The sequence below is a fragment of the Hymenobacter busanensis genome, from assembly GCF_008727865.1.
GTDB lineage: Bacteria > Bacteroidota > Bacteroidia > Cytophagales > Hymenobacteraceae > Solirubrum > Solirubrum busanense.
In genome coordinates, this window is record NZ_VTWU01000003.1 from 334,362 (window position 1) to 357,386 (window position 23,025).

The following is a 23,025-nucleotide window of genomic DNA, read 5'->3' on the forward strand; positions in this document are numbered from 1 at the left end:
GAAACGGCCCCGGCGCAACCACGCCGGGGCCGTTGAGCCCTAAGCAAGGCGTTGCGCTAGAAGTCCATAATCGTCTGCTCAATCACGTCGCAGGCTTCGTGGATTTGCTCTTCGGTGATGACCAGCGGCGGCGCGAAGCGAATGATGTCGCCGTGGGTGGGTTTGGCCAGCACGCCGCGCTCCATCAGGGTCACGCACACGTCCCAGGCCGTGCGCCCATCGGCGTGGGGTTTGATAACGACGGCGTTCAGTAGGCCTTTGCCGCGCACCAGCTCCACCACCTCGGGGCGCTTGGCTTGCAGGCGGCGCATCCGCTCCCGGAACACCTCGCCCAAAGCGCGGGCGTTTTCGGTCAGCTTTTCTTCGATGAGCACGTCGAGGGCCGCTACCAGCACGGCGCAGGCCAGCGGGTTGCCGCCAAAGGTGGAGCCGTGCTGACCGGGCTTGATGGTGAGCATGATTTCGTTGCGGGCCAGCACCGCCGATACCGGCATGGCCCCGCCGCTCAAGGCCTTGCCCAGCACCAGAATATCGGCGTGCACACCGTCGTAGCACGAGGCCAGCAGCTCACCGGTGCGGCCCAGCCCGGTCTGAATTTCGTCGGCAATCAGCAGCACCTTGTGCTTTTTGCAGAGGGCGTGGGCGTGGGCCAGGTAGCCGTCCTGCGGCACCATCACGCCGGCCTCGCCCTGAATGGGCTCAACCAGGAAAGCACACACGTGCGGATCTTGCACGGCGGCTTCCAGCGCGGCGAGGTCGTCGTAGGGCACCACTTGGTAACCCGGCGTGTAGGGGCCGAAGCCGCCGGTCGAGTCGGGGTCGGTGCTGAAGGAAATGATGCCGGTGGTGCGGCCGTGGAAGTTGTGCTCGGCCACCAGAATGCGGGCTTGGTTCGGCGCAATGCCTTTTTCTTCGTAGCCCCATTTGCGGGCCAGCTTAAGGGCGGTTTCCACGGCCTCGGCGCCCGAGTTCATCAGCAGGGCCTTGTCGTAGTTGAACAGCTCGCAGAGGTACTTTTCGGCCCGGCCCAGCTGGTCGTTGAAAAACGCGCGTGAGGTGAGGGTGAGGCGCTGGGCCTGCTCCATCATGGCCCCGATGATGCGCGGGTGGCAGTGGCCCTGGTTTACGGCCGAGTAGGCCGAAAGGAAGTCGTAGTAGTGTTTGCCCTCCACATCCCAGAGGTGCACGCCTTCGCCGCGGGTGAGGACCACCGGCAGCGGGTGGTAGTTGTGGGCGCCGTAGTGGTCTTCGAGCTGCATCAGCTCCTGGCTGCTGTGCTGGTGCGTGGCAGTGGCGGTTTCGTGGGCGGGAGGCGTGGAAACGGACATGAGGCAGGGAAAAGTTAGGATGAGAAATCGAGCGGGGAGGTAGCCAAAAGTACGGAAATCGGCCTGAGTCGGTGGCTGTAGCGGGGAATTAGGGAGGACGGCAAAAGCGAAACAATCGGGGCCGGAGCTAGGGCGCCCACGGCGCCTCTTGGAGGTGGGGCAAAGACCTGACAATTCTTACCGGCAACCAGTAGCTTTGCCAGGCTGCCCATTGTGTCCTCCGCCACCGCATGTCTACCCCGGTTATTGCTTCGCGTTTTGGCCGCCTCGGCGGGCCCATTCTGCTGGCTGCGTTTGCCGTTTTGTGCCTGCTGCCCTTTCTGGTTTTGTGCTGGTACGCCCATCCCTCAGCCGACGATTTCCTGCAGGCTAACGACGTGCGTAAACACGGCCACTGGGGCTACATGCCCTACATGTACCTGAACTGGACCGGGCGCTACACCTCGTTGCTGCTGTGGGGCTTGCTGCACCCAGTGGTATACGGCAATACCACCGAAGGCTACGGCTTGGTATGCCTGGCACTGCTCGCGGCGCTGCCCTGTGCTTTCTATGCACTTTTCCGCTCGTTGCTGGCCGGTGCATTTCGCCGCTACCAGCTGTGGCTGGCAGCCGGCATAGGCACAGCACTGTTTCTGCTGCAAATGCCCAGCCCCGCCGAAGCGTTTTACTGGATTACCAGCACCTACAACTACCTGCTGCCGGCTTTGCTTACGCTGTTGTGGCTGGCGGTTGTAGTGCGCCATGCCGTGGCCACCCAGCCCGCGGCGTGCTGCCGGTGGCTGGTCGCGGCATCCCTGCTGGCCGTGGTTATCATTGGGGGCAACGAGACCAACGCGCTGCCCTTGGCGGTGGGCGTCACAGGTTTTACGGTGATGCGCAGCCTGCAGCGCCGCCGTATTCTGTGGCACTACGTGGCGCTGACTGCAGTGGTGGGACTGGCCTGCGCAGCGGCGTTTCTGGCGCCCGGCAATTTCATGCGCATGGGGCAGCCTGACCAGCAATTCCCGCTGCCGCAAGCGGTCCAGCTGGCAGTTCAGTCAGCCTACCAAAGCGTAGCTAATTGGCTGGGGAATGGCGTGCTCATAGCCTTCACCGTGCTGCTGGCGCCCCTAAGCTACCGGCTGTGGCGCCTCCCCGATTTGCCGCTCAATCGGCTGGCACAAAACCCGCTTTTCATTACCCTGCTCATGCCGGTAGTGCTGGTGCTGGTGATGTTGCTGGCGTGGTGGAGTACCCGCCAGATCTTGCCGTTCCGGGCACAGAACTCGCTCTATCTGTTTTTTCTGATCGGGTGGTTTCTCAACGCCCATGCTTGGCTGCGCTACCTCTGGCGTCGCACCGAACCCACTGCTTTTGCCCTGCCCTGGTATATTCAAACGGTGCTTATTGGCTGGATAGCCGCCCTATTTGCTGTGGGCCACACGTGGAAGTTGAGCGGCAACGAGCCGCATGAAAATGTCAACTCAACCAACAACATCGTGGAAGCTTATCACGACTGGCTCGACGGCACCGCTGCCCGCTACGATGCGCAACTCACCGCTCGCTACCAGAGCCTGCGCTACTCAGACTGGTCAGGCTCCACCGACGCCGTGGTGGAGCCGCTCCAGTCGCCGCCCCGCACGCTGCTGTTCGGCGACATTACCACCGACGTCTACGACTGGTCCAACCAAGCCTATGCCGAGTTCTTTGGCAAGAAAACCATCCGTACCGATTGGCACTAGTCGTCGGCAGGTCCTCGCTCCCCAACCATCTGCTTCATGCAACACCTTCACCACGACGACGCTCCCAAAGCCGTAGGGCCCTATTCGCAAGCCATTGTAGCCGGTGGCTTGGTATTCTGCTCCGGCCAAACCCCGCTCGTACCGGCCTCGATGCAAATCGAAGCTACCGCCATCGAAGGCCAGACCCGCCAGGCGCTGGCCAACCTGGAAACCGTGCTGTCGGCCGCTGGCCTCGGGCTGTCGGACATCGTGAAAACGACCGTGTTCCTGAAAAACTTTGCCGATTTCCAGCGCATGAACGCGATATACGCCGAAGTGTTCGGTGCCCACCGCCCGGCCCGCACCACTGTGGAGGTGTCGCGTTTGCCGCTCGATGCGTTGGTCGAAATTGAATGCATTGCCGCCCTGCGCGGTTAGTAGCCTCTGTATGCCCGCTCAACCCCAGCCGCTCCAGCCCGGCGACTACTACTTCACGCCCGAAGGCTACATGGTCTTCACCGAACAGTACCACCGCCGCCGCGGCACGTGCTGCGGCAGCGGCTGCCGCCATTGCCCGTGGCGCTCGAAAAAAACCGCGTCGACGGGCCAGTAATGCGCTAACGAACTGTTTTTTAGCCTAGCGGTTTGTCTTCTTCAGACTTTTGCCGATATTTGCGCCCCTGTTTCCTGCATAGTCACTTCAAGTACACACATAGCCATGGCCCGAGTTTGTGATCTGACCGGCAAGCGCACCCGCGTTGGTAACAACGTGTCGCACGCCAACAACAAGACCAAGCGCAAGTTCTTCCCGAACCTGCAGAAGAAGCGCTTCTACATCCCCGAAGAGGATGCTTGGGTAACGCTGAAAGTGGCCACGTCCACCATCCGCACGATCAACAAGAACGGCATCATGGCCGTGTTGAAGAAAGCCAAGCAGCAAGGCTTCATCGTGTACTAAGCATACCGTGCCGGGCCACTAGGCCAGCGCAAGCACAAGGCCCGCTTCTGAATAGGAGCGGGCCTTGCTGCGTTGTGGAAGATAGGATTGTGGCCCGAAAAAGTTACCAAAGCAAGCCAAAACAATTACCTTTTGGCAGCAACCCTGCAACTGTTTCCGGTTTCCTTTCGCCGACCTTGAAACAGGCCGTTTCGGGGCTCACTCACCAAGTGGCAGTAGCTACTGTTTTTCGCGTTGTTATGAATGTACGTCGTCTCGTTGCGGCTACTCACTGGCCCGTGGCGCTGCTTGCCTTGGCCATTTCAGCCGCCGCTCCGGCCCAGGCTCAGCGACAGGCCGGCCCCGGCCGCCCCACCGATTTTCTGGACCCCGGCTTCCACCGCGCCCGCCGCGAAGCCCTGCGCCAGCAAATGCCCGCCGGCTCGGTGGCGGTGCTGTTTGCGGCCCCCGTGCGCAACCGCGCCAACGACGTGGACTTCATCTACCACCAAAGCCCCGATCTGTACTACCTCACCGGCTACGACGAGCCACAGGCCGTGCTGGTGCTCTTCAAAGAGTCGCAGAGCATTGGCGGGCAGGCCGGCGTAACCGAGGCCATGTTTGTGCAGCCCCGCAACCCGAAAGCCGAATCCTGGACCGGGCGCCGCCTCGGTACCGAGGGCGCCAAGCAGCAGCTCAAGCTGCAGTATGTGGCCGACAACAAGGAATTTGCCACCGCCGCCATTCCGTGGAGCAGCTTCAGCCAGGTGCTGTTTACCGAGTTGCCCACCGACGTGCGCGACGACCCCCGCGACCCCGCCGACCTCTACAACCTGATAGCCACGTTCCGGCAAAAATCCAGCATCCCCGCCGATTACAGCCCCGACCTGGCCCAGGCGCACCAGCTCATTCAGAAGTACGGCGTGCAGGCTGCGTCCAACCTGCGGCCGATGCTCACCAACATGGCCAGCTCCCAGCCGCAGGTGGCGGCCGATGCCTATGTGCAGGCCTACCTGAAAGCCGAAACCGACGACGCCCGCCAAAAAGTAATGGCCACTCGTCCCGCCCCATCGCGCTACGATGGCACGACGCTGAACGCGGCCCTCGACGAGCTGCGGGCCGTCAAGACGCCCGAGGAGCTGAAGCTGCTGCGTCGGGCCATCCGCATTTCTACCGTGGGCCAGCAGGAAGTGATGAAAGCCCTGCGCCCCGACATGGCCGAAAACGAGGTGCAGGCCCTGCACGAGTACGTGTACCGCCGCTACGGCGCCGAGTTTGAAGGCTACCCCAGCATTGTGGGTGCCGGCGCCAACGGCTGCATCCTGCACTACGAAACCAACGACAAACCCCGCATCGGCAACGACCTGATTCTGATGGACTGCGGCGCCGAATACCACGGCTACTCCGCCGACGTGACGCGCACCGCACCGCCCTCGGGTAAGTTTTCGCCCGAGCAAAAGCAGATTTACGAGCTGGTGCTGGCCGCGCAGGATGCCGGTATTGCCGCCTGCAAGCCCGGCGCCGAGTTTCAGGCGCCCGACAAAGCCGCCCGCAAAGTGGTGGAAGACGGCCTGCTGAAGCTCGGCCTCATCAAAACGGCCGCCGAAGCCCGCCAGTACTTCCCGCACGGGACTTCGCACTACCTCGGCCTCGACGTGCACGACCGCGGCAGCTACGGCCCGCTCAAGGCCGGCAACGTGATTACCGTCGAGCCCGGCATCTACATTCCCGAGGGCAGCCCCTGCGACAAAAAGTGGTGGAACATCGGCGTGCGCATCGAAGACGACATCCTTATCACGCCCAGTGGATGGGAAAACCTCTCGAAAGACGCGCCGCGCACCGTGGCCGAGGTCGAAAGCCTGATGGCCAAGCCCAGCCCCATCGACAACTACAAGCTGCCCGAACTGAAGTAAGCTCACCACCTGCGGCTTTGCGGCCGCAAAGTTCTGACGACTATTATTCAGGAGTTTGTCAAATCCAAAAAGCTGCGTACCTTTGCAGTCCTGAAATCGAAATCCACGCCCTGTCACTACCACGATGGCCAAAAAAGGAAACCGGGTGCAGGTGATTCTGGAATGCACCGAGCATAAAAACTCGGGTCAGCCGGGCACCTCGCGCTACATCACCACGAAGAACCGCAAGAACACGCCCGAGCGCATTGAGCTGAAGAAATTCAACCCGGTGCTGAAGAAGATGACCGTTCACAAGGAAATCAAGTAAGCTGAACCATGGCTAAGAAAGTAGTAGCTACCCTGAAAACCCCGGGCGGCAAAGACTGGGCGAAAGTGATTCGCGCGGTCCGCTCGCCCAAAACCGGCGCCTACACCTTCAAGGAGGAAATGGTGCCCGTTGACAAGGTGCAAGAGTTCATCGCCACCGGCGTTAAATAAGCTCTTTGCGGGCGTGCCGAGTCGAATCGTTGGTTCAGCCCAGGTTCGATTTTTCTACGGGTTGTTCCGTAGCTCGCCCGTTATGTAAAAGAAAAAGTCCCGCCGAACCGTGGGACTTTTTTGCGTTGTACCACGCCGTACTGGCTGCGCTGCCAAGGCGGTGCCCAACTACATCCGGCGCGCTTCGTTAGCTTCGCTGGCATTTCGTTTAACGTCCCGCGACGTGGAAGCCGGCTCAACGGCCTGGTTCCGGTTCGCGTTACCCTCTACGTTCCCGGCGGCGGTTGCTGGCCGAGATTGAAGCCCGACTGCATGGGACTGTTTGATTTTTTCAAAAAGGACAAAGAAGCCCCCGAACAGCGCGAGTCGCTGGACAAAGGCCTGGAGAAAACCAAAACCAGCTTTTTCGACCAGCTGAGCAAGGCGGTGGTCGGTAAAAGCACCGTCGACGAAGCGGTGCTCGACGACCTGGAAACCATGCTCGTGCACGCCGACGTGGGCATCGACACCACGGTGAAGGTGATTGACCGCATTGAAAAGCGCGTGGCCCGCGACAAGTACGTGAGCACCTCGGAGCTGGACCGCATTCTGCGCGAGGAGATTACCGAGCTGCTGCAGCGCCCCGATTCGGGCTCGACGGCCGTGCTGGAGCGCCCCGACCGCGGCGCCAGCGGCCAGCCCTTCGTGATTATGGTGGTGGGCGTGAACGGCGTGGGCAAAACCACAACCATCGGCAAACTGGCCCACCGCTTCCACTCGGCGGGCAAGAAAGTGGTGCTGGGGGCGGCCGATACCTTCCGCGCCGCCGCCGTCGATCAGCTCATCATCTGGGGGCAGCGCGTGGGCGTGCCGGTTATTTCGCACGGCATGAACACCGACCCGGCCTCCGTGGCCTACGACGCGGTGCAGAAAGGCGTGGACATGCAGGCCGACGTGGTCATCATCGACACGGCCGGACGCCTGCACAACAAGGTGAACCTGATGAACGAGCTGAGCAAGATCAAGCGCGTGATGCAGAAGGTGATTCCCGATGCCCCGCACGAGGTGCTGCTGGTGCTCGACGGCAGCACCGGCCAGAACGCGTTTCTGCAGGCCAAGGAATTCACGAAAGCCACCGAGGTATCGGCGCTGGCCATTACCAAGCTCGACGGCACGGCCAAGGGCGGGGTGGTCATTGGCATCAGCGACCAGCTGAACGTGCCGGTGCGCTACATCGGCGTGGGCGAGAAAATGACCGACCTGCAGCTCTTCGACCGCCGCACGTTCGTCGATTCGCTGTTTTCAAAAAAGTAAAACAGAAGTAGATTAACTGTCATCCTGAGGCGCAGCCGAAGGACCTTACCACATTAGAGCAGGGCGTTGCTACGTCACTCGTTCAGCCGTGAGAAGGTCCTTCGGCTGCGCCTCAGGATGACAAGTTGTATACAGGCATTGGCTTGCCCTACAAATCTGCGGAACGTTCGGCCTAGGAAAAGGCGTTGGCTCCTGCGTACCTTTGCGCTCCAATTTTCGCCCGCGGCGGAAGTGAGACAAAATGTTCAGTATTAGGTGCTTTCCGCAAGGAGGCGCCGCTCAACGATACGCGAAGTGAAACTTTGCGCTACTGCAGATGAAAGTAAAAGGCAATCGGGCCAACAAGGTCAACGTCATCACGCTGGGCTGCTCCAAAAACCTGGTCGACTCGGAAGTATTGATGGGCCAGCTGCGCGGCAACGGCTACGATGTGACGCACGAATCGACCAAGGACGAGTCGGGCATTGTCATCATCAACACCTGCGGCTTCATCGACAACGCCAAGCAGGAAAGCATCGACACCATTCTGCAATACGCCGACGCGAAGGAAGCCGGCAAGGTGGATAAGGTGTATGTGACGGGCTGCCTCTCGCAGCGCTACAAAGACCAGCTGGAAGTGGAAATTCCGCAGGTCGACGCCTACTTCGGCACCCTGGAGCTGCCCCAGCTGCTCAAGACGCTGAACGCCGACTACAAGCACGAGTTGGTGGGCGAGCGGCTGCTGACCACGCCCAAGCACTACGCCTACTTCAAGATTGCCGAGGGCTGCAACCGCCCCTGCTCGTTCTGCGCCATCCCGCTGATGCGCGGCAAGCACGTGGACAAGCCCATGGACGACTTGGTGACCGAAGCCAAAAAGCTGGCGGCCTTGGGTACCAAAGAGCTGATTCTGATTGCGCAAGACCTGACCTACTACGGCCTGGAGAAATACGGCGAGCGGAAACTGGCCGAGCTGGTGCGCCGCTTGTCGGACGTGAATGGCATCGACTGGATTCGCTTGCAGTACGCCTACCCCTCGCAGTTTCCGATGGAAGTGCTGGACGTGATGCAGGAGCGCGAAAACGTGTGCAAGTACCTGGATATGCCCTTGCAGCACATTTCCGACAATATGCTCAAGACCATGCGCCGCGGCATTACCAAGCGCCGCACGCTGGAACTGGTCGACCAGATTCGGCAGCGCATGCCCGACATTGCCCTGCGCACCACCCTCATTGCCGGCCACCCCGGCGAAACCGGCCAGGACTTCGCTGAGCTCTACGACTTCGTGGAGCAGGCCCGCTTCGAGCGCCTCGGCATCTTCACCTACTCGCACGAGGAAAGCACCCACGCCTACACGCTGGAAGACAACGTGCCCGACGAGGTGAAGCAGGAGCGCGCCGACGCCATCATGGAGCTGCAGCAGGGCATTTCGATGGACTTGAATGAGGCCAAAGTAGGCCAGACCTACAAAGTGCTCTTCGACCGCAAGGAAAGCGGCTACTGGGTGGGCCGCACGCAGTACGACTCGCCCGAAGTAGACAACGAAGTGCTGGTGCCCGCCACCGAGCAGTACGTGCGAGTGGGCGACTTCGCGCAGGTGCGCATCACCAGTGCCTCCGACTTCGACCTGTACGGGGAAGTGGTGGGCGCGGCGGGGCACTAGTGCTCGGTTGCGGCTAGCAAAGGCGTTTCACCTGCTGCTTCACTTTCGGAAGAAACCGGCGCTTTCCAGCGCCGGTTTTTTAGCTTCAGAAAAGGGTGTTCGAGGTAATGGTAGCTCAGCCAAGCCAGGGCGGCGCTCAGCGGCAACGACAGCGCCGTGAGCAAGAGCACCGTGCTCAGGGAATGATGAAAGCCCAGCCGGTCGAGACTGAAGCCAACCAGCATGCTGGCAATGGGGTGGAGGCAGTAGAGGCCGTAGGTGAAGGTGCCCCAGTACGTAAGCCAACGGATGCGGCCAACTTTCACGATGGACCGCGGAGCGTAGTTCTGCTCGAGAATGACGAAGGCGAAAAACAGTGCCCGAAACAACCGCTGGCAGGTGATGTTGAACGCGTCGGTGCCCCATTCTTTCTGCAAAACCAGCAGCGCGGCCCCGCCCGCGTACCCTACTACAATGGCCCACAGCGGCCACCGCCCAACCCAGTGGCAGAAGGCCGGGTAGCGAAAGCACACCCACCCAACCGCACCACCCACGGCCAAGTCGCCGATGACGGAGAACGTATGGCTGTATAGCATGGCATCGTAGTGCACATGGGTGTAGCGAAACCACAGCGAAAAGCCGATGACCAGCAGAAACGCGCCGGGGCGCCACCACCGAAACAGCCCCGCCAGCAGCAGCGGCCACAACAGGTAAAACTGCTCTTCTACCGACACCGACCAAAGCACCGCCAAGTTGAAAGCGCTAGGTGGCAGGTCGTGGTGGCGGAAGAGGTCGAGGTTGGCCAGAAACGCGACGAACAAGCGCGGGTCGGCGGTTTCGTGCCACGGCGCGTGGGCCAGGTGCATCCAGAAGGGAACGATGACAAACCCAAAAACCACGCTTGCGAAGTATAGCGGCCAGATGCGCAGTACCCGCCGCAGGTAAAACGCCGGGGTATTGATGCGGCCGGTGGTGTGCTCTTCGTGCAGCAGCAAATACGTGATGAGGAAACCCGACAGCACGAAAAAAAAGTTGACACCCTCGGCCCCGTGCCCCAGCAGGCTGAGCCCATAGCGGTACACCGGCGCATCGTGGGAAGTCCACATGAACGCGTAGAGGAATAGGGTATGGAAGAAGAATACACCCAAGCAGGCGAGAGTTCGGAGGCCGTCGAGGTTGGGGAAGTAAACAGAGCGCGACATTGTGCATTACTATCTGTGTATGGCTAAATGTATATTTTTTATTGAAAGATTAAAATAATTTTAATGTGCTTAAGCGTCCAAACAGGCCCTGCCCTTATTGTGCAAGTCAAACCCTAAACTTGCCGGAGTGCGGCAGGAAAAGACGGAGCAAGTGCGCGCCCAGCGCTAGGCGGCAATTAGGAAAAGGCGCCGATAGGCCGGTCACTACCCCGGTGCTGTAAACTTGTGCCGGCGTTTCGGGTTTGGTTGGGAATTCGGGCTGCTGCCGGCTGCGTCGTCGCTCCGCTTTTTTTGCAAACCTTGCAGCCCCAACGTTTCCTCCCCGCCCATGCCCGCTCGTTGTATACCCTACGGTACCACCGGTTCGTTTAGCGCATTCCTGCTCGATTACCTGGCTCAAAAACCCGAGCTGCAAGCCTTCTACCACCGGTTTCCGACGCTGGAAGCCTTTGCCGAGCAGCTGCAGGAAAAGCAGGCCGCCTATTCCCCCGAAGCCCGGCAACGACTCGTCGACACGCTGAAACGCCAGTACGCTGGTCTGGCCGATGTGCCCGCACCCGTGGCCGCCAACATTGACCTGCTGGCCAAGGATACCACTTTCACCATCACCACCGGGCACCAGCTGAACTTGTTTACCGGCCCGCTGTACTTCGTCTACAAGATTGCCACGGCCCTCAAGCTGTGTCGGCAGTTGAAGGAAGCCTACCCGCAGTACGATTTCGTGCCGCTGTATTGGATGGCCAGCGAAGACCACGACTTCGCCGAAATCAACCACTTCCACCTCTTCGGTAAGCGCCACGAGTGGCAGGCCGAAGGGGTGGGCGGCCCCGTGGGCCGCTTGCCGCTTGCTGGCCTGGCCGAGCAGGTGCTCAGCCAGTTGCCCGCCGATTTGCCGGCCGGTTTCCGCGAAGCCTACGAGCAAAGCACCACCCTGGGCGAAGCCACCCGCCGCCTCACCACGGCCCTGTTCGGCCAGTACGGCTTGGTGAGCCTCGAACCCGACGACGCCGAGCTGAAAAAGGCCTTAGTGCCGGTGCTTACCCAGGAACTGCAAAGCCAGCCCGCCTACCACGCCGTGCAGCAGGCCAATGCGCAGCTAGAAGCCGCCGGCTACAAGCCGCAGGTGTACACGCGGCCGCTGAACCTGTTTTACCTCGCTGCCGACAGCCGCCGCGAACGGCTGGAAATGGAAGGCGGCCACGTGGTGGTGCGCAACACCGACCTGCGCTGGACTACCGCCGAAGCCATAGCTCAGGCCGAAGCCCAGCCCGAGAATTTCAGCCCGAACGTGGTGCTGCGGCCCCTCTACCAGGAGCTGGTGCTGCCTAACCTGTGCTACATCGGTGGCGGGGCCGAGGTGGCCTACTGGTTTCAGCTAAAGGGCGTGTTCGACCACTACCACGTGCCCATGCCGCTGGTGCTGCTGCGCAACTCGGCGCTGTACGTGGGCCGCACCCACACCGGCAAGCTGCGCAAGCTGGGCCTCACCGTCGACGAGCTGTTCCGGCCGTTGCCCGAGCTAAAAAAGCAGGTGGCCGCCACGCTGGGGCAGGAAGACGTGAGCCTGGCCGAGCAGCAGCAGCAGCTGGCCGCCGCGTTTGCGCAGGTAACCGAGCTGGCCCAACGCCTCGACCCGACCTTGGTGAAAACGGTAGCCGCCGAGCAGCAGAAAATCAGCGGCATTGTGAGCGGGCTGGAAAAGCGCCTGAGCAAAGCCGCCGAAGCCAAGCACGAAACGGCCTACAGTCAGCTGACGGGCCTCAAAGACAAGCTCTTTCCCGACGGCGGCCTGCAGGAACGCACCGACAACGTGCTCAGCATCCTGATCAACAACCCCGCTTTCATCGATCAGCTGATAGAGGCTTTCGACCCGCTGGCGCTGCAATTCACCATCATCGAAGAAGAGTAGCGCCGTGCTGAAAGCCGACCTGCGCCGCGCCATGCTGGGTTGCCGCCGGGCCTTGCCGGCGGCCGAGCTGGCCGCGCGCAGTGCCCAGGTGGCCGACCAGTTCTTCCGCGCATTTGAGGTGGCCGCGTGGCGTGCGGTGCACGTGTTTCTGCCCATTCTGCGGCAGCACGAGCTGGATACCTGGCTGATCATCCGGCGACTGTGGGCCGAGTATCCCGCCCTGCGCGTGGTGGTGCCCGTGACGCAGCCCAATGGCCGCTTGAGCCACCAACTGCTAACGCCCGACACGGCGTTGGTTGAAAACGCCTGGGGAATACCCGAGCCCGTAGAGGCACCGGAAGTGGACCCAGTTGAACTTGATGCTGTGCTGGTGCCGCTGCTCGCGTTTGACGAGCAGGGCCAGCGCGTGGGCTACGGCAAAGGCTTCTACGACCGGTTTCTGCTCGATTGCCGCCCCGATGCCCTGCGCATTGGCCTGAGCCTGGAGCCGCCCGTGCCGCGCATTGCCGATGCCTGGCCGGGCGACGTACGCCTGCACGCCTGCGTAACGCCGACGGACGTGTGGCGCTTCGCGGGAGCCGATATGCCGCAGTAGAAAAACCGCGCAATAAGGTCCAGGTTGGTGCCGTTGGTTGAAGTAGAGTGCATTTCCACCTTCAACCACCATTGCATCATGGCCGAAATTCAAGCCGCTGCCGCCCCGAGCCGCAGCAACAAGCCCCGCGCAAAGAAGCACGCTTTTCGCCTCGACATGACGCCGATGGTGGACCTGGCGTTTCTCCTGCTCACGTTCTTCATGCTCACAACTACTTTCGCCAAACCCGCGGCCATGCAGCTGACCATGCCCGCCAACGGCGACCCCACCAGTACGCCCGCCAGCAAGTCGCTGACGCTGATTCTGGGGAAGAACAACCAGGTTTTTTACTTCGAAGGCCTGAACGAGGACGCCAACCCCGCCCACTTGCGCACCACTGGGTTTGGTGCTGCCGGCCTGCGCCAAGTGCTGCTCCGCCAGCTGCAGCGCCAGCCCTTAACTACCGTGCTTATCAAAGCCAGCGACGAGGCCTCCTACCAAAACCTGGTGGACGCCCTCGATGAAATGACCATCACCGGGCAGAAGAAATACGCCTTGGTAGACCTCGACGGTGCCGACCGGGCCTTGCTGCAGAAGCAAGTGATGTAGCTCTATTATAAAGCGCCGTTCAAGTCTACCGCTCCGCCACTTCCGTAATGCGCGACTGACCCCAGGGGGCAATGTTCACCCGCACCAGCAGCGGGCGGCTGCCGGTTCGGCGCTCCAGGCGGGCTCCGGTGCCTTCGGGCACATAGTAGCGCTCCAGACCATACCGAATGCGCAAGGCCGTGCGCCAGTTGCTTTGCACCCAGCCGCGCAGCACCGCATGGCTGGCGGGGATATGGGGCGGGTTTTCGGGGTAGATGGCCACGGCCGCGTAGCTGCCATCGGGCGTGGGCCGAAGCTCTACGTACACGGGCTGGTGCACACGCGGCGGCTGGGCGCCGCGCCACTGCTTCACGTCGAGCTGGCTGATGGTGAAGTTGAGCACCACGTAGTCGCCGTAGAGCAAGTCGCGCGGGTCGACGGGCATGGTGCGCAGGGCGATGGTGCGGCCGAAGTGGCCTACCGCGTAGCCCGCCACGGCCACCAGCAGCAGAAACGCCACCTGAGCGGCTACGGCCAGCTGCAGCCCACGCCGGTGGGGCTTGGGCAAAAGAGGCGTGCGCGGGTCGAAAAAGCCAGGCATTAGCGTTGGTCAGAAGGTGGAAGGGTGCGCACGGCCCGGCGGCGCAGGTACCAGCTCAGGCCCAGCAGCAGCACGCCGCCGAGCAGGAAAAACAACGACTTGTCGAGAAATTCCCAGGTCAGCTTGAAGTAGGCTACCATCGTGGTCAGCACAAACAAAGCCGTGCCCAGATTAATACGGTCGGCCGACTGCTCGTAGTTGCCGCGCCAGAGCACCGCGCCGGAGTAGGCGTAGAGCACCACCAGCGCCGCAATGGCCAAGGGCAGGCCGCCGGGAAAGTAGAAGCCCGGCAGCAGCAGCAGCCAGTCGGTGGCGCTGCTGAAGTGGCCACGGGCGCGCTTGCCCGCCACCGACAATCCGAATACCAGCAGCAACGCACCAAGGTAGGCCGCCAAATGTGGGCGGAGCATGTCGGTATAACTGCCGGCCTCGCCGAACATGGCCAGCCCCAGCATGAACAGGAAGCCTGCTACCAGCGGTGGGGCCTGCAGCGCGCGGGCCGCCGGGCGGTTGGGTTGCCAGTCGCCGGCGGCGTACACCAGCATGGCAGGCACAAAGAACCACGTGATTTTGATGTGCAGGTAGCCGATGAGCAGCCCCGCTTGCCAGAGCAGCCCGCAGGCCAGCACTGCGCCACACAGCGAATCGGGCCGGCGCCACCAGTAATAGCCCAGGCCGGCGGCGGTAAGTACCAAGGTGGCGTAGCTGTAGGTGCTCAGCTCGGCATAGCTGTAGCCTTGTGCCAGCGCGCCAATGGCCACCGCAAGCAGCAGCAGAAAGCGGCTGCGGTACAGGTAAGTGAGCAGCACGCCGGCTACCACCCACGCCAGCAGGCCCGTCACGTCGTAGCCCACGAGCTGGTACATCTGGCTGGTGAGAACAATACCCGCTCCGAAGAGAATCAGCCCCAGGCCTGCCAGCCCGGTGCCCAGGCTGCGTTGCCCGTGCCGCAGGAAATACTCGCTGGCCGCGTAGGCCGCTACCAATGCCCCAATGAGCACTGCCAGCCGCAGCCACTCCGGCAGGGCCTGCCAGTTGGCCGCAATCAGGCTGAGTGCGCTTAGGCCCACCAGCAGGCTGCCCAGCAGCGGCAGCAGGCCAATGGCGCGCGGCTGCTCGGGATATAGTGCCCGCAGCTGCTGTAGTTGCTCGGCGCTGATGATGCCCTGCTCGACCCAGCCAGGGCCTTCGGTTTCGAGGAATTTCTGGCTCATAATGCTCCCCCAACTTACGCTGAAAGGAAGGATGATGGACACAAAAGCCGCCTTGCCGAGCTGGGGCAGCTTGGCAAGGCGGCTCGTGCGGCACGCACTTCGGGCCTAGGTGCGCCGAAAAGCAGCAGGCGCTTCTTCGCCTAAAATCACCGCTTCCACGCGCGCGTCATTTCGCGCTTGCCCTGCGGGCCGGGCAACGACTCCACCACCCAGCCGGCGGCTTTCAGACTGCGCTTGAACGAGCCTTTAGCGCAGTAGCTCACCAGGCAGCCGCCGTGCGCCGCTGCTTCGTAGAGCTGCCGGAACACGTCGTCGGTCCACATGTCGGGCTGCTTCTCGGGGGCGAAAGCGTCGAAGTAAATAACCTGGTAAGTGTCTTCGCACAGCGACATATTCTGCAGCGCGCCCGACATTTTGTGCAGCGCAAACTGCGGCGTGAGGGCCACGGGCACGCCCCAGTTTGCCGTGTGCAGTTGCTGGTAGCAGTCGAGCAGCTCGGGGCAGGCGATGTAGCGCTCGGCCCCGAGCTGCGCAATTACGCCCGCCGACAGCGGGTGCTTTTCGATGGTGTCGTAGAAAATAGGTTGCTCCGCCGTCAGGCTGCGTTGCAGCGTCAGCAGCGCGTTCAGGCCCGTACCAAACCCAACCTCCAACACCCACAGCGGCGTTGAAGTAGCCTCAGTCAGGGCGGGCTCCAGCCCCGCATTCAGGTACACGTGCTGGGCTTCCTGCACCGCGCCGTGGGTGGAGTGGTAGTGCTCGTCGAGGGCCGGGACGTAGAGCGTGCTCGAGCCATCGGCGGTAGTGCGGACTTCAACTTTCATAGCTTAACGGTGGGTTGGGTTGTGGTGGGGAAACGAACGGGGAGCGTACAAATGGGCTTATTGAGCGGCAGATGCGTAGTTGCGTACGAATAGACCGAACCCAGTACCTGCAACCTACTACTCAGCGCGCAATTTCTTGCCCATGGCTCGTATAAAAGTAACGCTGCCCGAAGCGTTTTCCATTACCATCGAACTGCCCGTACGCATTACCGACCTCAACTACGGCGCCCACCTCGGCAACGACGCCCTGGTGAGCGTGTTGCACGAGGCCCGGGTGCAGTTTCTGCGCCAGATGCAGCTCACCGAATTCGACCCCGCCACCAAGCAGGGCCTCATCATGGCCGATTTGGCCGTCGAATACAAAGGCGAGGGGTTCTACGGCGACGTGCTGCGCATTCACATGGCTGCCACCGACCTCCACAAATACGGCTTCGATGTGGTGTACCACGTGCAAACCACCGCCGGCCGCGACATTGCCCGTGCCAAAACCGGCATGCTTTGCTTCGACTACAACACGCGCAAGCTGGCCCCCCTGCCCGCCGACGCTGCGCAGCGCCTTGCGGCACCAGTTGAGTGAGAAGACTGCCGGTTACGGGCTCGGGCAACGAAACCTATGGCGTAAAATTCATACAAAAAACACAATAAATGTATTGATATGAAGTACATAATCGACGAATTTTACCATTATGCCTTTATGCTATGCCTGACGCTGCCGTTGTTCCTGCGCACGTATATTTTCGCAACGCCGTGGGGTGGGTGAGTGCGGAAGACGACGCCTATGTGCGCATGGCGTGGACGGGCATGGCCATGAGCAGCCGCGAACTGCGGGCCCTGTTTGAACAAGCTCTGAGCCTACTGAAGCAGCAGGGGTTGACCAAAATTCTGAGCGACCACCGCCTCATGCCCTCCATTGCACCGCTCGACCAGCAGTGGCTGGCGCAGGAATGGGTGCCGCGGGCCATGAGTGAGGCCGATTACGCCTGCTGCGCCGTGGTGCAGTCGCAAAACGTGTTCAACCGCTTGGGCACCGCGCAGGTGGTTATGCAGCTGACCACGCCGCTCGTGGTCAAGTATTTCGACGACCTGCCGGCCGCCGATGCGTGGCTGCGGCGGCAATAGGCCGGCCCAAGCCAGCGCGGGAACCTAAGCGGCTGTTTGGTTGTACCTTTGTGCTATGATTACGCTGCCCGTTATTGCCACCACCGCCACCCGGCGCGACATTCGCAAACTCACCCTCGACGAACTCAAGACGTTCTTCGTGGAGCACGGCGAAAAGCCCTTCCGCGCCAAGCAGGTGATGGAATGGCTCTGGCGTAACGTGGCCACCAGCTTTGCCGAGATGAACAACCTCTCGCTGAGCACCCGCGAGCTGCTCGACGCGCACTTCAGCATCAACGCGGTGCAGATTCATACCCAGCAGCAAAGCTCGGACGGCACCATCAAGTACGCCTTCCGCCTGCACGACGGCCACCTTGTCGAGGGCGTGCTCATCCCGAAGGATGAGCGCATGACGGCCTGCATTTCCTCGCAGGTGGGCTGCTCGCTCACGTGTAAGTTCTGCGCCACCGGCTACATGGAGCGCAAGCGCAACCTCGACACGGCCGAAATCTTCGACCAGGTCGCCATCATCGCCCAGCAGGCGCAGGAGCACTTCGGCACCCCGCTCACCAACATCGTGTACATGGGCATGGGCGAGCCGCTGCTGAATTACGCCAATGTGCTCAAGAGCGTGGAGCGCATCACCGACAACAAGGAAGGCTTGGGCATGGCCGCCCGCCGCCTCACCGTGAGCACCGCCGGCATCTCCAAGATGATCAAGAAGCTGGCCGACGACGGATTTAAGGCCAACCTGGCGCTGAGCCTGCACGCGCCCACCGACGAGAAGCGCAACACCATCATGCCCATCAACGAGTCGAACTCCTTGCCGGTGCTGAAGGAGGCGCTGCAGCACTACCACCAGGTAACGGGCCGCATGGTGACCTACGAGTACATCGTGTTCGACAATTTCAACGACTCGATTCAGGACGCCAAGGACCTACTGGAAATTACCAAGTGGATTCCCTGCAAGGTCAACCTGATCGAGTACAATCCCATCGCGCCGGCCGCTTTCCTCAACGCCCAGGAAGACCGCCTCGTGCCCTTCATGAAGTACCTGGCCGACCGCGGCGTGCAGGTGAACGTGCGCCGCTCGCGCGGCAAAGACATCGACGCGGCCTGCGGGCAGCTGGCCACCAAGGAAGGTCAGCCGCAACCGGCGTAAGCTAGCTTCGGCCGGAAAAGTAAGACGGCCCGCCGTGCAGCAGTGCACGGCGGGCCGTTTCGGTTTGTGTTGGAGTAGGGTCACTTAGTGCCGAACGCGTCGGCGAACGACGCGCAGTGGTCGCCGGCCAGCAGGCCTACCTTAGCTCCTAGGGCATTCTGCCGCGCCGGGTCAGTGAGGATTTCGGGGCCGTACTGTGAGCTGATTTCCTTGGCGTAGGTCTTCAGAACGCGTTGCTTGGCCTGCTGAATCAGGTGCAGCTTTTGCTGGAGCGGCTGGCTGGCCAGCTGCGCGGGCGTGGTAACGGTAGACAGGTCCGCGCACATGCTCCGCGCCATCTTTTCCAGCAGGGGGCGTTCGGCGGCCGTAACCGTTAAATCGGGCGGGGCCGTGGCGGCCGTTGCCGGCTGGTTGGTGAGGCGCATGAATAGCGGCATGGCGGCGGGACAATCGGCTACCAGTTTGACGGCCACGCGCTGCCCCAGGTCTTGCATGGCCGCCTGGGTTGTGCTGCCGCTAGCCTTCAGCAGCTGTTCTACCTCGTCCGGGTGCCGCATCATCACCTGCATCATCGACTGCTGCAGGGTGCTCATGGCTTCTTCTTGGCTGAGCTGAACGAAGGGCTTGGCCGCGTTTAGCTTGTCGAAATCCTGGCAGATTTCGGCCGTGAGCTGGCTTTCCAACTGCTCGGTGGCGGGCTGGGTCTTAGTCTGGCCGAAGGAACAGAGCGGGAGCAGCGACGCCGCAACAACGAGGAAATAACGGGTCATACTGGAAAGCGTATTCCCCAAAGGTAAGCGGCGGCGCAAAACGGGCGACTTGGCTACTTAATGCGGTCGAGGTGAAACACGCCCAGTGGTGCTACCGTGCCGTTGCGGGCCAGCGGCCCGGTGCTGATGAGCGTGACGGGTTGCGCGGGGCTGGTGGCTTGGTCGGGGGAGGTAAAGTTGGGGCCGCTGTCGGTGCCGGCATCGTAGGCACGGGCCTCCACCACGGCGTGGGTACGCCAGCGGCCGGTTTCGTCGAGCAAGTTCTCGCTTTCGAGGGCCACAAACCAGTCGGGGCTGGGCGCAATCATCGTTACGGCACTCAGCAATGGAAATTTGCCGTTGACGGTGACCGTGTCTACCAATTCGCCGGGGGAGGAAGTGGATGTAGCCCGGCTTTCGAGCAGTTCGCCTACCGTAGCGGTACCGGCTTGCAAGCTCAGTATCTGCGCACGCAGCGCGGCGTTGTTGCCTCGCTCGGCCATGTCTTTGATGCCCGCGCTGGCCAAGGCACCGGGCCCAAACAGTGCAGCCGCCGGGCTGTGCGCGGCCCCGATAAGCCGCGAGAAGTGGGCATCGGCGGGAAAGTCCTGCGGGTGGGTGGTGGCACTCCAGGTAGCTTCGAAACGCACCCGGTACACGGCCGAACCGGGGTCGGTGGGTTGGCTGGTTTCGGTTTCGCAGGCCAGCAGCGGCAGCAACAACAGGGCGGCAAGGTATTTCATGAACGGCGCGGGTGGATGAGCTACAAACGTAACGCCTACGCCCGCCGGATTGGTGCAGATGGCTGCTAAAAAAGGGGCTACGCCCGCCAGCGGCCCTCGGCGTGGGGGCGGCCGGTGTTCAGTTCTTCTTTGCTTTCGCCGGGCGGCACTTCGCGCACTTCGATGCGCACGGCGTGGGCTTTGGGCTGCACGTGCTGGCCGTAGCAGTCGGCGTACTGCTGGGTGAATTCGGCGCCGAAGAAAATGACCAGCGAGGTGTAGTAAATCCAGACCAAGAGCACGATGATGGAGCCAGCGGCACCAAAGGCCGAGCCGGGGTCGGACTGTGCGATGTAGAAGGTGATGAGAAACTTGCCCAGCACAAACAGCAGGGCCGTGATGAGGGAGCCCGTCCACACGTCGCGCCACCGAATGATGGCATCGGGCAGGAAGCGGTAAATCATGGCAAAGAGCACGGTGGTAACGCCGAGCGACAACACGAAATCCACGAGGCGAATGAACACCACAGCCACATCGGGCAGCTTGCGCTGGAGGTAGTCGGTAAACACGCTCAGCAGGGCGCTGACGACGAAGGAAATGAGCATGAGCAGGGCCACGCTCAGGATAAGGCCGAACGAGAGAAACCGGTCGCGCACGAACTGCCACATGCTGTTGCGCGGCTTCACCTTCAGGTTCCAGATGCTGTTGATGCTTTCCTGCAGGGTGACGAAAAATGTGGTGGCCGCAAAGATGAGCGTGCCAATACCGATGGCGGCCGCCATGCCGCCTTGCTGCTGTTTGTGGAAGTTGCTGACCGATTCCTGGATGGTTTTGGCGGCATCGGGGCTTACCAGGCCGCTGAGCTGGGCAAACAGCTTGCCCTGCACGGCTTCTTCGCCAAACAGCGCCCCGGCGGCGGCAATGACGATGAGCAGCAGTGGGGGAATGGAGAAAATGGCATTGTAGGCCAGGGCTGCCGCCAAGCGCAGGGAATTGTTTTCCATGAACTGATCGGCGGTGACTTTGAATAGGCCCGGCAAATGGGCGAAGCGAAACTCGGACGGCATAGCGTAGAAAACGAGGCAACAGAAAAGCAACTCAGCCCGCGGCACGGCCCAATGCCTCCTCCTACGGCCTGCATGCGGTTTGCGTTGGCCGGGGCTACGGCCGGCGCAGCTCCCAGCGCAGCGTTTCCACGGGGGCTTGGCGCAGCGCCTCGCGCAGCTCGTCGTCGTGGGCGAACTGCAACTGTCGCAGCACGCTGGCCTCCACCGACACCTCAAACTGCTCGGCGGCAAAGGGCCACGGCGTTACGGTTACGGCTTGGTCGGCGGTGCGTTGGGCTACGTGGTAGCGCCTCCCGTCGGGCCCGGTGCTGATTTCGAGGGCGCGCTCCATTTCGGGCAGCTCGTGCCGGCACAGAATGAGGGACAACCGGTCGCACCACTGCAGCAGGTCGTAGGCACGCTGGGCGTCGGCTTTCAGCACCTTCAGCTCGCGGCGCCAGCGTTGTTGTGCGCTGCGCTGCTCGTCGAGAAACGCGTCGATGGGTTTCTGCTGGCCGCGCAGCTCTTCGTACAGAAAGCTCAGGTGCATGCTGGTGAGCAAGCTGCGCCACCGCCCCTGAAACTTGGCCTGCCGCATCACTTCCTGGGCCTGGTCCAGCGAAAACGCCTTCATGGTAAAATCGGCCGGGGCACCGGCGGGCGTGAGGGCGTAGCGGCCGTCCCAACGGCGCTGGCCGTCGTCGTGCTGCGCCACGGCGGCCAGCAAGCCCACCCACTGGTCGGTGGGCAGAAACGCAGGCCACTGGTAGAGCAGCTGCGCAGCCAGCAGGGCGTGGGCTTGCTGGTAGATAATCTGCCAGCCGGCGGGCGTGGGGTTTACGATCATGCGACGAGGGTTGCGGGCGGTGTCCGGCAAGGGTAGGGCTTTGCGTGTACTTCGCGCCGCGCCGGATGGGTTACGGCTAGCTACAAAAAAGTAGTGCCACGACTGCAAGAGTCGTGGCACTACGTCGTGCTGCGTCGGCTTTTGGCTGCTACTTCACTGCAGCGGCCAGCGGCGCGAGGTACTGCGGCTCGGTTTGCAGGTGGTGCAGCATGTCGGCGGTCATGCGGTCGAGGTCGAACTGCGGCGTCCAGCCCCAGTCCTGGCGGGCGTGCGAGTCGTCGATGCTTTTGGGCCAGCTGTCGGCAATCTGCTGGCGCGAATCGGGCTGGTAGGTCACCTCGAAATCGGGCAGGTGCTTTTGGATGCTGGCCGTGATTTCAGCCGGCGAGAAGCTCATGGCGCCGAGGTTGTACGAGGTGCGGATTTTTACCTGCTCGGCCGGCGCGTGCATCAAGTCCAGAGTGGCTTTGAGCGCGTCGGGCATGTACATCATGGGCAGGTAGGTGTCTTCGCTCAGGAAGCATTGGTAGGGCAAGCCCTGCGCGGCGTGGTGGTAAATGTCCACGGCGTAGTCGGTGGTGCCGCCGCCGGGCAGGCTCTTGTAGCCGATGAGGCCCGGGTAGCGCAGGCTGCGCGTGTCGAGGCCGTGTTTGCGGAAGTACCAGTCGGCCCACAGCTCGCCGGCCTGCTTGCTGATGCCGTACACCGTGCCGGGGTCCATGGTGGTGTATTGCGGGGTGTTGTCGCGGGGCGTGTTGGGGCCAAACACGGCAATGCTGGAGGGCCAGTACACCTTGGCGGTTTTGTGCTCCACGGCCGCGTTCAGCACGTTGAAGAGGCCGTCCATGTTCAGCTGCCAGCCAAACTCCGGGTTTTTCTCGGCCGTGGCCGACAGCAGGGCCGCCAGGTGGTAAATCTGCTTGGGCTTGTGGCGCTGCATCACGTCGGCCAGGCCGGCGCGGTCGAGCACATCGAGCTGCACGAAGGGGCCGCTTTCGGTGAGTTCGGGATGCTTGGGCAGGCGCACGTCGGCGGCTAGTACGTTGGCGGCGCCGTAGAGCTGGCGGAGTTCCTGGGTGAGTTCGAAGCCCAGCTGGCCGCCGGCGCCGATAACCAGGATTGTGTCGCTGTCGGATGTGCTCATGGGGAAATCGGGGAGGGGAAAAGTGGGGGAGCAGTTCGGCCCAAAGATACCGCCCCGGCGGCGCATGTGGCGCGGC

25 protein-coding genes are annotated in these 23,025 nt (G+C 62.1%); 15 read left to right on the forward strand and 10 right to left on the reverse strand.

Annotated features, from left to right (window positions below; all coding sequences use genetic code 11):
• Positions 1-56 precede the first annotated feature (56 nt).
• Positions 57-1,328 carry an ornithine--oxo-acid transaminase gene (rocD, locus tag F0P96_RS09340; protein WP_151078595.1) on the reverse strand — a complete coding sequence of 424 codons (1,272 nt, stop codon included), beginning with the start codon at positions 1,326-1,328 and terminating at the stop codon, positions 57-59.
• Between the two features lie 230 nt (positions 1,329-1,558).
• On the opposite strand from rocD, the gene F0P96_RS09345 reads away from it, so the two are divergent.
• The 9 genes from F0P96_RS09345 (at position 1,559) to rimO (ending at position 9,290) form a co-directional block, all read left to right on the forward strand.
• Positions 1,559-3,049 carry a DUF6056 family protein gene (locus F0P96_RS09345; protein ID WP_151078596.1) on the forward strand — a complete coding sequence of 497 codons (1,491 nt, stop codon included), beginning with the start codon at positions 1,559-1,561 and terminating at the stop codon, positions 3,047-3,049.
• A 36-nt stretch (positions 3,050-3,085) separates the two neighbouring features.
• Positions 3,086-3,466, forward strand: a complete 381-nt coding sequence (locus F0P96_RS09350; protein WP_151078597.1) for a RidA family protein — start codon at positions 3,086-3,088, stop codon at positions 3,464-3,466.
• Positions 3,467-3,476: 10 nt separating this feature from the next.
• Entirely contained in the window at positions 3,477-3,641 is a 165-nt protein-coding gene (locus F0P96_RS20940; RefSeq protein WP_160620257.1) for a C1orf53 family protein, read from the forward strand.
• Between the two features lie 105 nt (positions 3,642-3,746).
• On the forward strand, positions 3,747-3,986 hold the full coding sequence (gene rpmB / locus F0P96_RS09355; protein WP_151078598.1) for a 50S ribosomal protein L28: 240 nt from the start codon (positions 3,747-3,749) through the stop codon (positions 3,984-3,986).
• A gap of 239 nt (positions 3,987-4,225) precedes the next feature.
• Positions 4,226-5,878, forward strand: coding sequence for an aminopeptidase P family protein (locus tag F0P96_RS09360; RefSeq protein WP_151078599.1), 1,653 nt, complete (start codon positions 4,226-4,228; stop codon positions 5,876-5,878).
• Between the two features lie 124 nt (positions 5,879-6,002).
• Positions 6,003-6,185: a 50S ribosomal protein L33 gene (gene rpmG, locus F0P96_RS09365; RefSeq protein WP_045689232.1), complete on the forward strand. Its 183-nt coding sequence runs from the start codon at positions 6,003-6,005 to the stop codon at positions 6,183-6,185.
• An 8-nt stretch (positions 6,186-6,193) separates the two neighbouring features.
• Positions 6,194-6,355, forward strand: a complete 162-nt coding sequence (locus F0P96_RS09370; protein WP_151078600.1) for a DUF4295 domain-containing protein — start codon at positions 6,194-6,196, stop codon at positions 6,353-6,355.
• A 312-nt stretch (positions 6,356-6,667) separates the two neighbouring features.
• Positions 6,668-7,648: a signal recognition particle-docking protein FtsY gene (gene ftsY / locus F0P96_RS09375; protein WP_151078601.1), complete on the forward strand. Its 981-nt coding sequence runs from the start codon at positions 6,668-6,670 to the stop codon at positions 7,646-7,648.
• Positions 7,649-7,964: 316 nt separating this feature from the next.
• On the forward strand, positions 7,965-9,290 hold the full coding sequence (gene rimO, locus F0P96_RS09380) for a 30S ribosomal protein S12 methylthiotransferase RimO (protein WP_151078602.1): 1,326 nt from the start codon (positions 7,965-7,967) through the stop codon (positions 9,288-9,290).
• Here the strand turns inward: rimO and F0P96_RS09385 are convergent.
• Complete coding sequence (locus tag F0P96_RS09385) at positions 9,287-10,471, reverse strand: acyltransferase family protein (RefSeq protein WP_151078603.1); 1,185 nt, start codon at positions 10,469-10,471, stop codon at positions 9,287-9,289. The genes rimO and F0P96_RS09385 overlap by 4 nt on opposite strands.
• 328 nt (positions 10,472-10,799) lie before the next feature.
• Between F0P96_RS09385 and bshC the strand changes: the two genes are divergently transcribed.
• From bshC to F0P96_RS09400, 3 genes are all read left to right on the forward strand, one after another.
• On the forward strand, positions 10,800-12,380 hold the full coding sequence (gene bshC / locus F0P96_RS09390) for a bacillithiol biosynthesis cysteine-adding enzyme BshC (protein ID WP_151078604.1): 1,581 nt from the start codon (positions 10,800-10,802) through the stop codon (positions 12,378-12,380).
• Positions 12,381-12,384: 4 nt separating this feature from the next.
• Positions 12,385-12,975, forward strand: a complete 591-nt coding sequence (locus F0P96_RS09395) for a 5-formyltetrahydrofolate cyclo-ligase (RefSeq protein WP_151078605.1) — start codon at positions 12,385-12,387, stop codon at positions 12,973-12,975.
• Positions 12,976-13,053: 78 nt separating this feature from the next.
• A complete protein-coding gene (locus tag F0P96_RS09400; RefSeq protein WP_151078606.1) occupies positions 13,054-13,563 on the forward strand; it encodes an ExbD/TolR family protein in 510 nt (169 codons plus the stop codon).
• 25 nt (positions 13,564-13,588) lie between these two features.
• Here the strand turns inward: F0P96_RS09400 and F0P96_RS09405 are convergent, their stop codons facing one another.
• The 3 genes from F0P96_RS09405 to mnmC2 form a co-directional block, all read right to left on the reverse strand.
• Positions 13,589-14,143, reverse strand: coding sequence for a GDYXXLXY domain-containing protein (locus F0P96_RS09405; RefSeq protein ID WP_151078607.1), 555 nt, complete (start codon positions 14,141-14,143; stop codon positions 13,589-13,591).
• On the reverse strand, positions 14,143-15,357 hold the full coding sequence (locus F0P96_RS09410) for a DUF2157 domain-containing protein (RefSeq protein ID WP_151078608.1): 1,215 nt from the start codon (positions 15,355-15,357) through the stop codon (positions 14,143-14,145). Before F0P96_RS09410 ends, F0P96_RS09405 begins: the two co-directional genes overlap by 1 nt.
• 146 nt (positions 15,358-15,503) lie before the next feature.
• Positions 15,504-16,181: a tRNA (5-methylaminomethyl-2-thiouridine)(34)-methyltransferase MnmC2 gene (gene mnmC2, locus F0P96_RS09415; RefSeq protein ID WP_151078609.1), complete on the reverse strand. Its 678-nt coding sequence runs from the start codon at positions 16,179-16,181 to the stop codon at positions 15,504-15,506.
• Between the two features lie 142 nt (positions 16,182-16,323).
• On the opposite strand from mnmC2, the gene F0P96_RS09420 reads away from it, so the two are divergent.
• The 3 genes from F0P96_RS09420 (at position 16,324) to rlmN (ending at position 18,441) form a co-directional block, all read left to right on the forward strand.
• Positions 16,324-16,758: a thioesterase family protein gene (locus F0P96_RS09420; protein WP_151078610.1), complete on the forward strand. Its 435-nt coding sequence runs from the start codon at positions 16,324-16,326 to the stop codon at positions 16,756-16,758.
• A gap of 122 nt (positions 16,759-16,880) precedes the next feature.
• Entirely contained in the window at positions 16,881-17,300 is a 420-nt protein-coding gene (locus F0P96_RS09425; RefSeq protein ID WP_151078611.1) for an STAS/SEC14 domain-containing protein, read from the forward strand.
• Positions 17,301-17,355: 55 nt separating this feature from the next.
• A complete protein-coding gene (gene rlmN, locus F0P96_RS09430; RefSeq protein WP_151078612.1) occupies positions 17,356-18,441 on the forward strand; it encodes a dual-specificity RNA methyltransferase RlmN in 1,086 nt (361 codons plus the stop codon).
• An 80-nt stretch (positions 18,442-18,521) separates the two neighbouring features.
• Here the strand turns inward: rlmN and F0P96_RS09435 are convergent, their stop codons facing one another.
• From F0P96_RS09435 to F0P96_RS09455, 5 genes are all read right to left on the reverse strand, one after another.
• Complete coding sequence (locus tag F0P96_RS09435) at positions 18,522-19,211, reverse strand: hypothetical protein (RefSeq protein ID WP_151078613.1); 690 nt, start codon at positions 19,209-19,211, stop codon at positions 18,522-18,524.
• Between the two features lie 53 nt (positions 19,212-19,264).
• Positions 19,265-19,933, reverse strand: a complete 669-nt coding sequence (locus F0P96_RS09440) for a spondin domain-containing protein (protein WP_151078614.1) — start codon at positions 19,931-19,933, stop codon at positions 19,265-19,267.
• A gap of 77 nt (positions 19,934-20,010) precedes the next feature.
• Positions 20,011-20,979, reverse strand: a complete 969-nt coding sequence (locus tag F0P96_RS09445; RefSeq protein ID WP_151078615.1) for a YihY/virulence factor BrkB family protein — start codon at positions 20,977-20,979, stop codon at positions 20,011-20,013.
• A 94-nt stretch (positions 20,980-21,073) separates the two neighbouring features.
• On the reverse strand, positions 21,074-21,805 hold the full coding sequence (locus tag F0P96_RS09450; protein WP_151078616.1) for a DUF3891 family protein: 732 nt from the start codon (positions 21,803-21,805) through the stop codon (positions 21,074-21,076).
• Positions 21,806-21,953: 148 nt separating this feature from the next.
• The gene (locus tag F0P96_RS09455) at positions 21,954-22,949 is read right to left on the reverse strand and encodes an NAD-dependent epimerase/dehydratase family protein (protein WP_151078617.1); all 996 of its coding nucleotides are present in this window, start codon (positions 22,947-22,949) and stop codon (positions 21,954-21,956) included.
• Between the last annotated feature and the right edge of the window lie 76 nt (positions 22,950-23,025).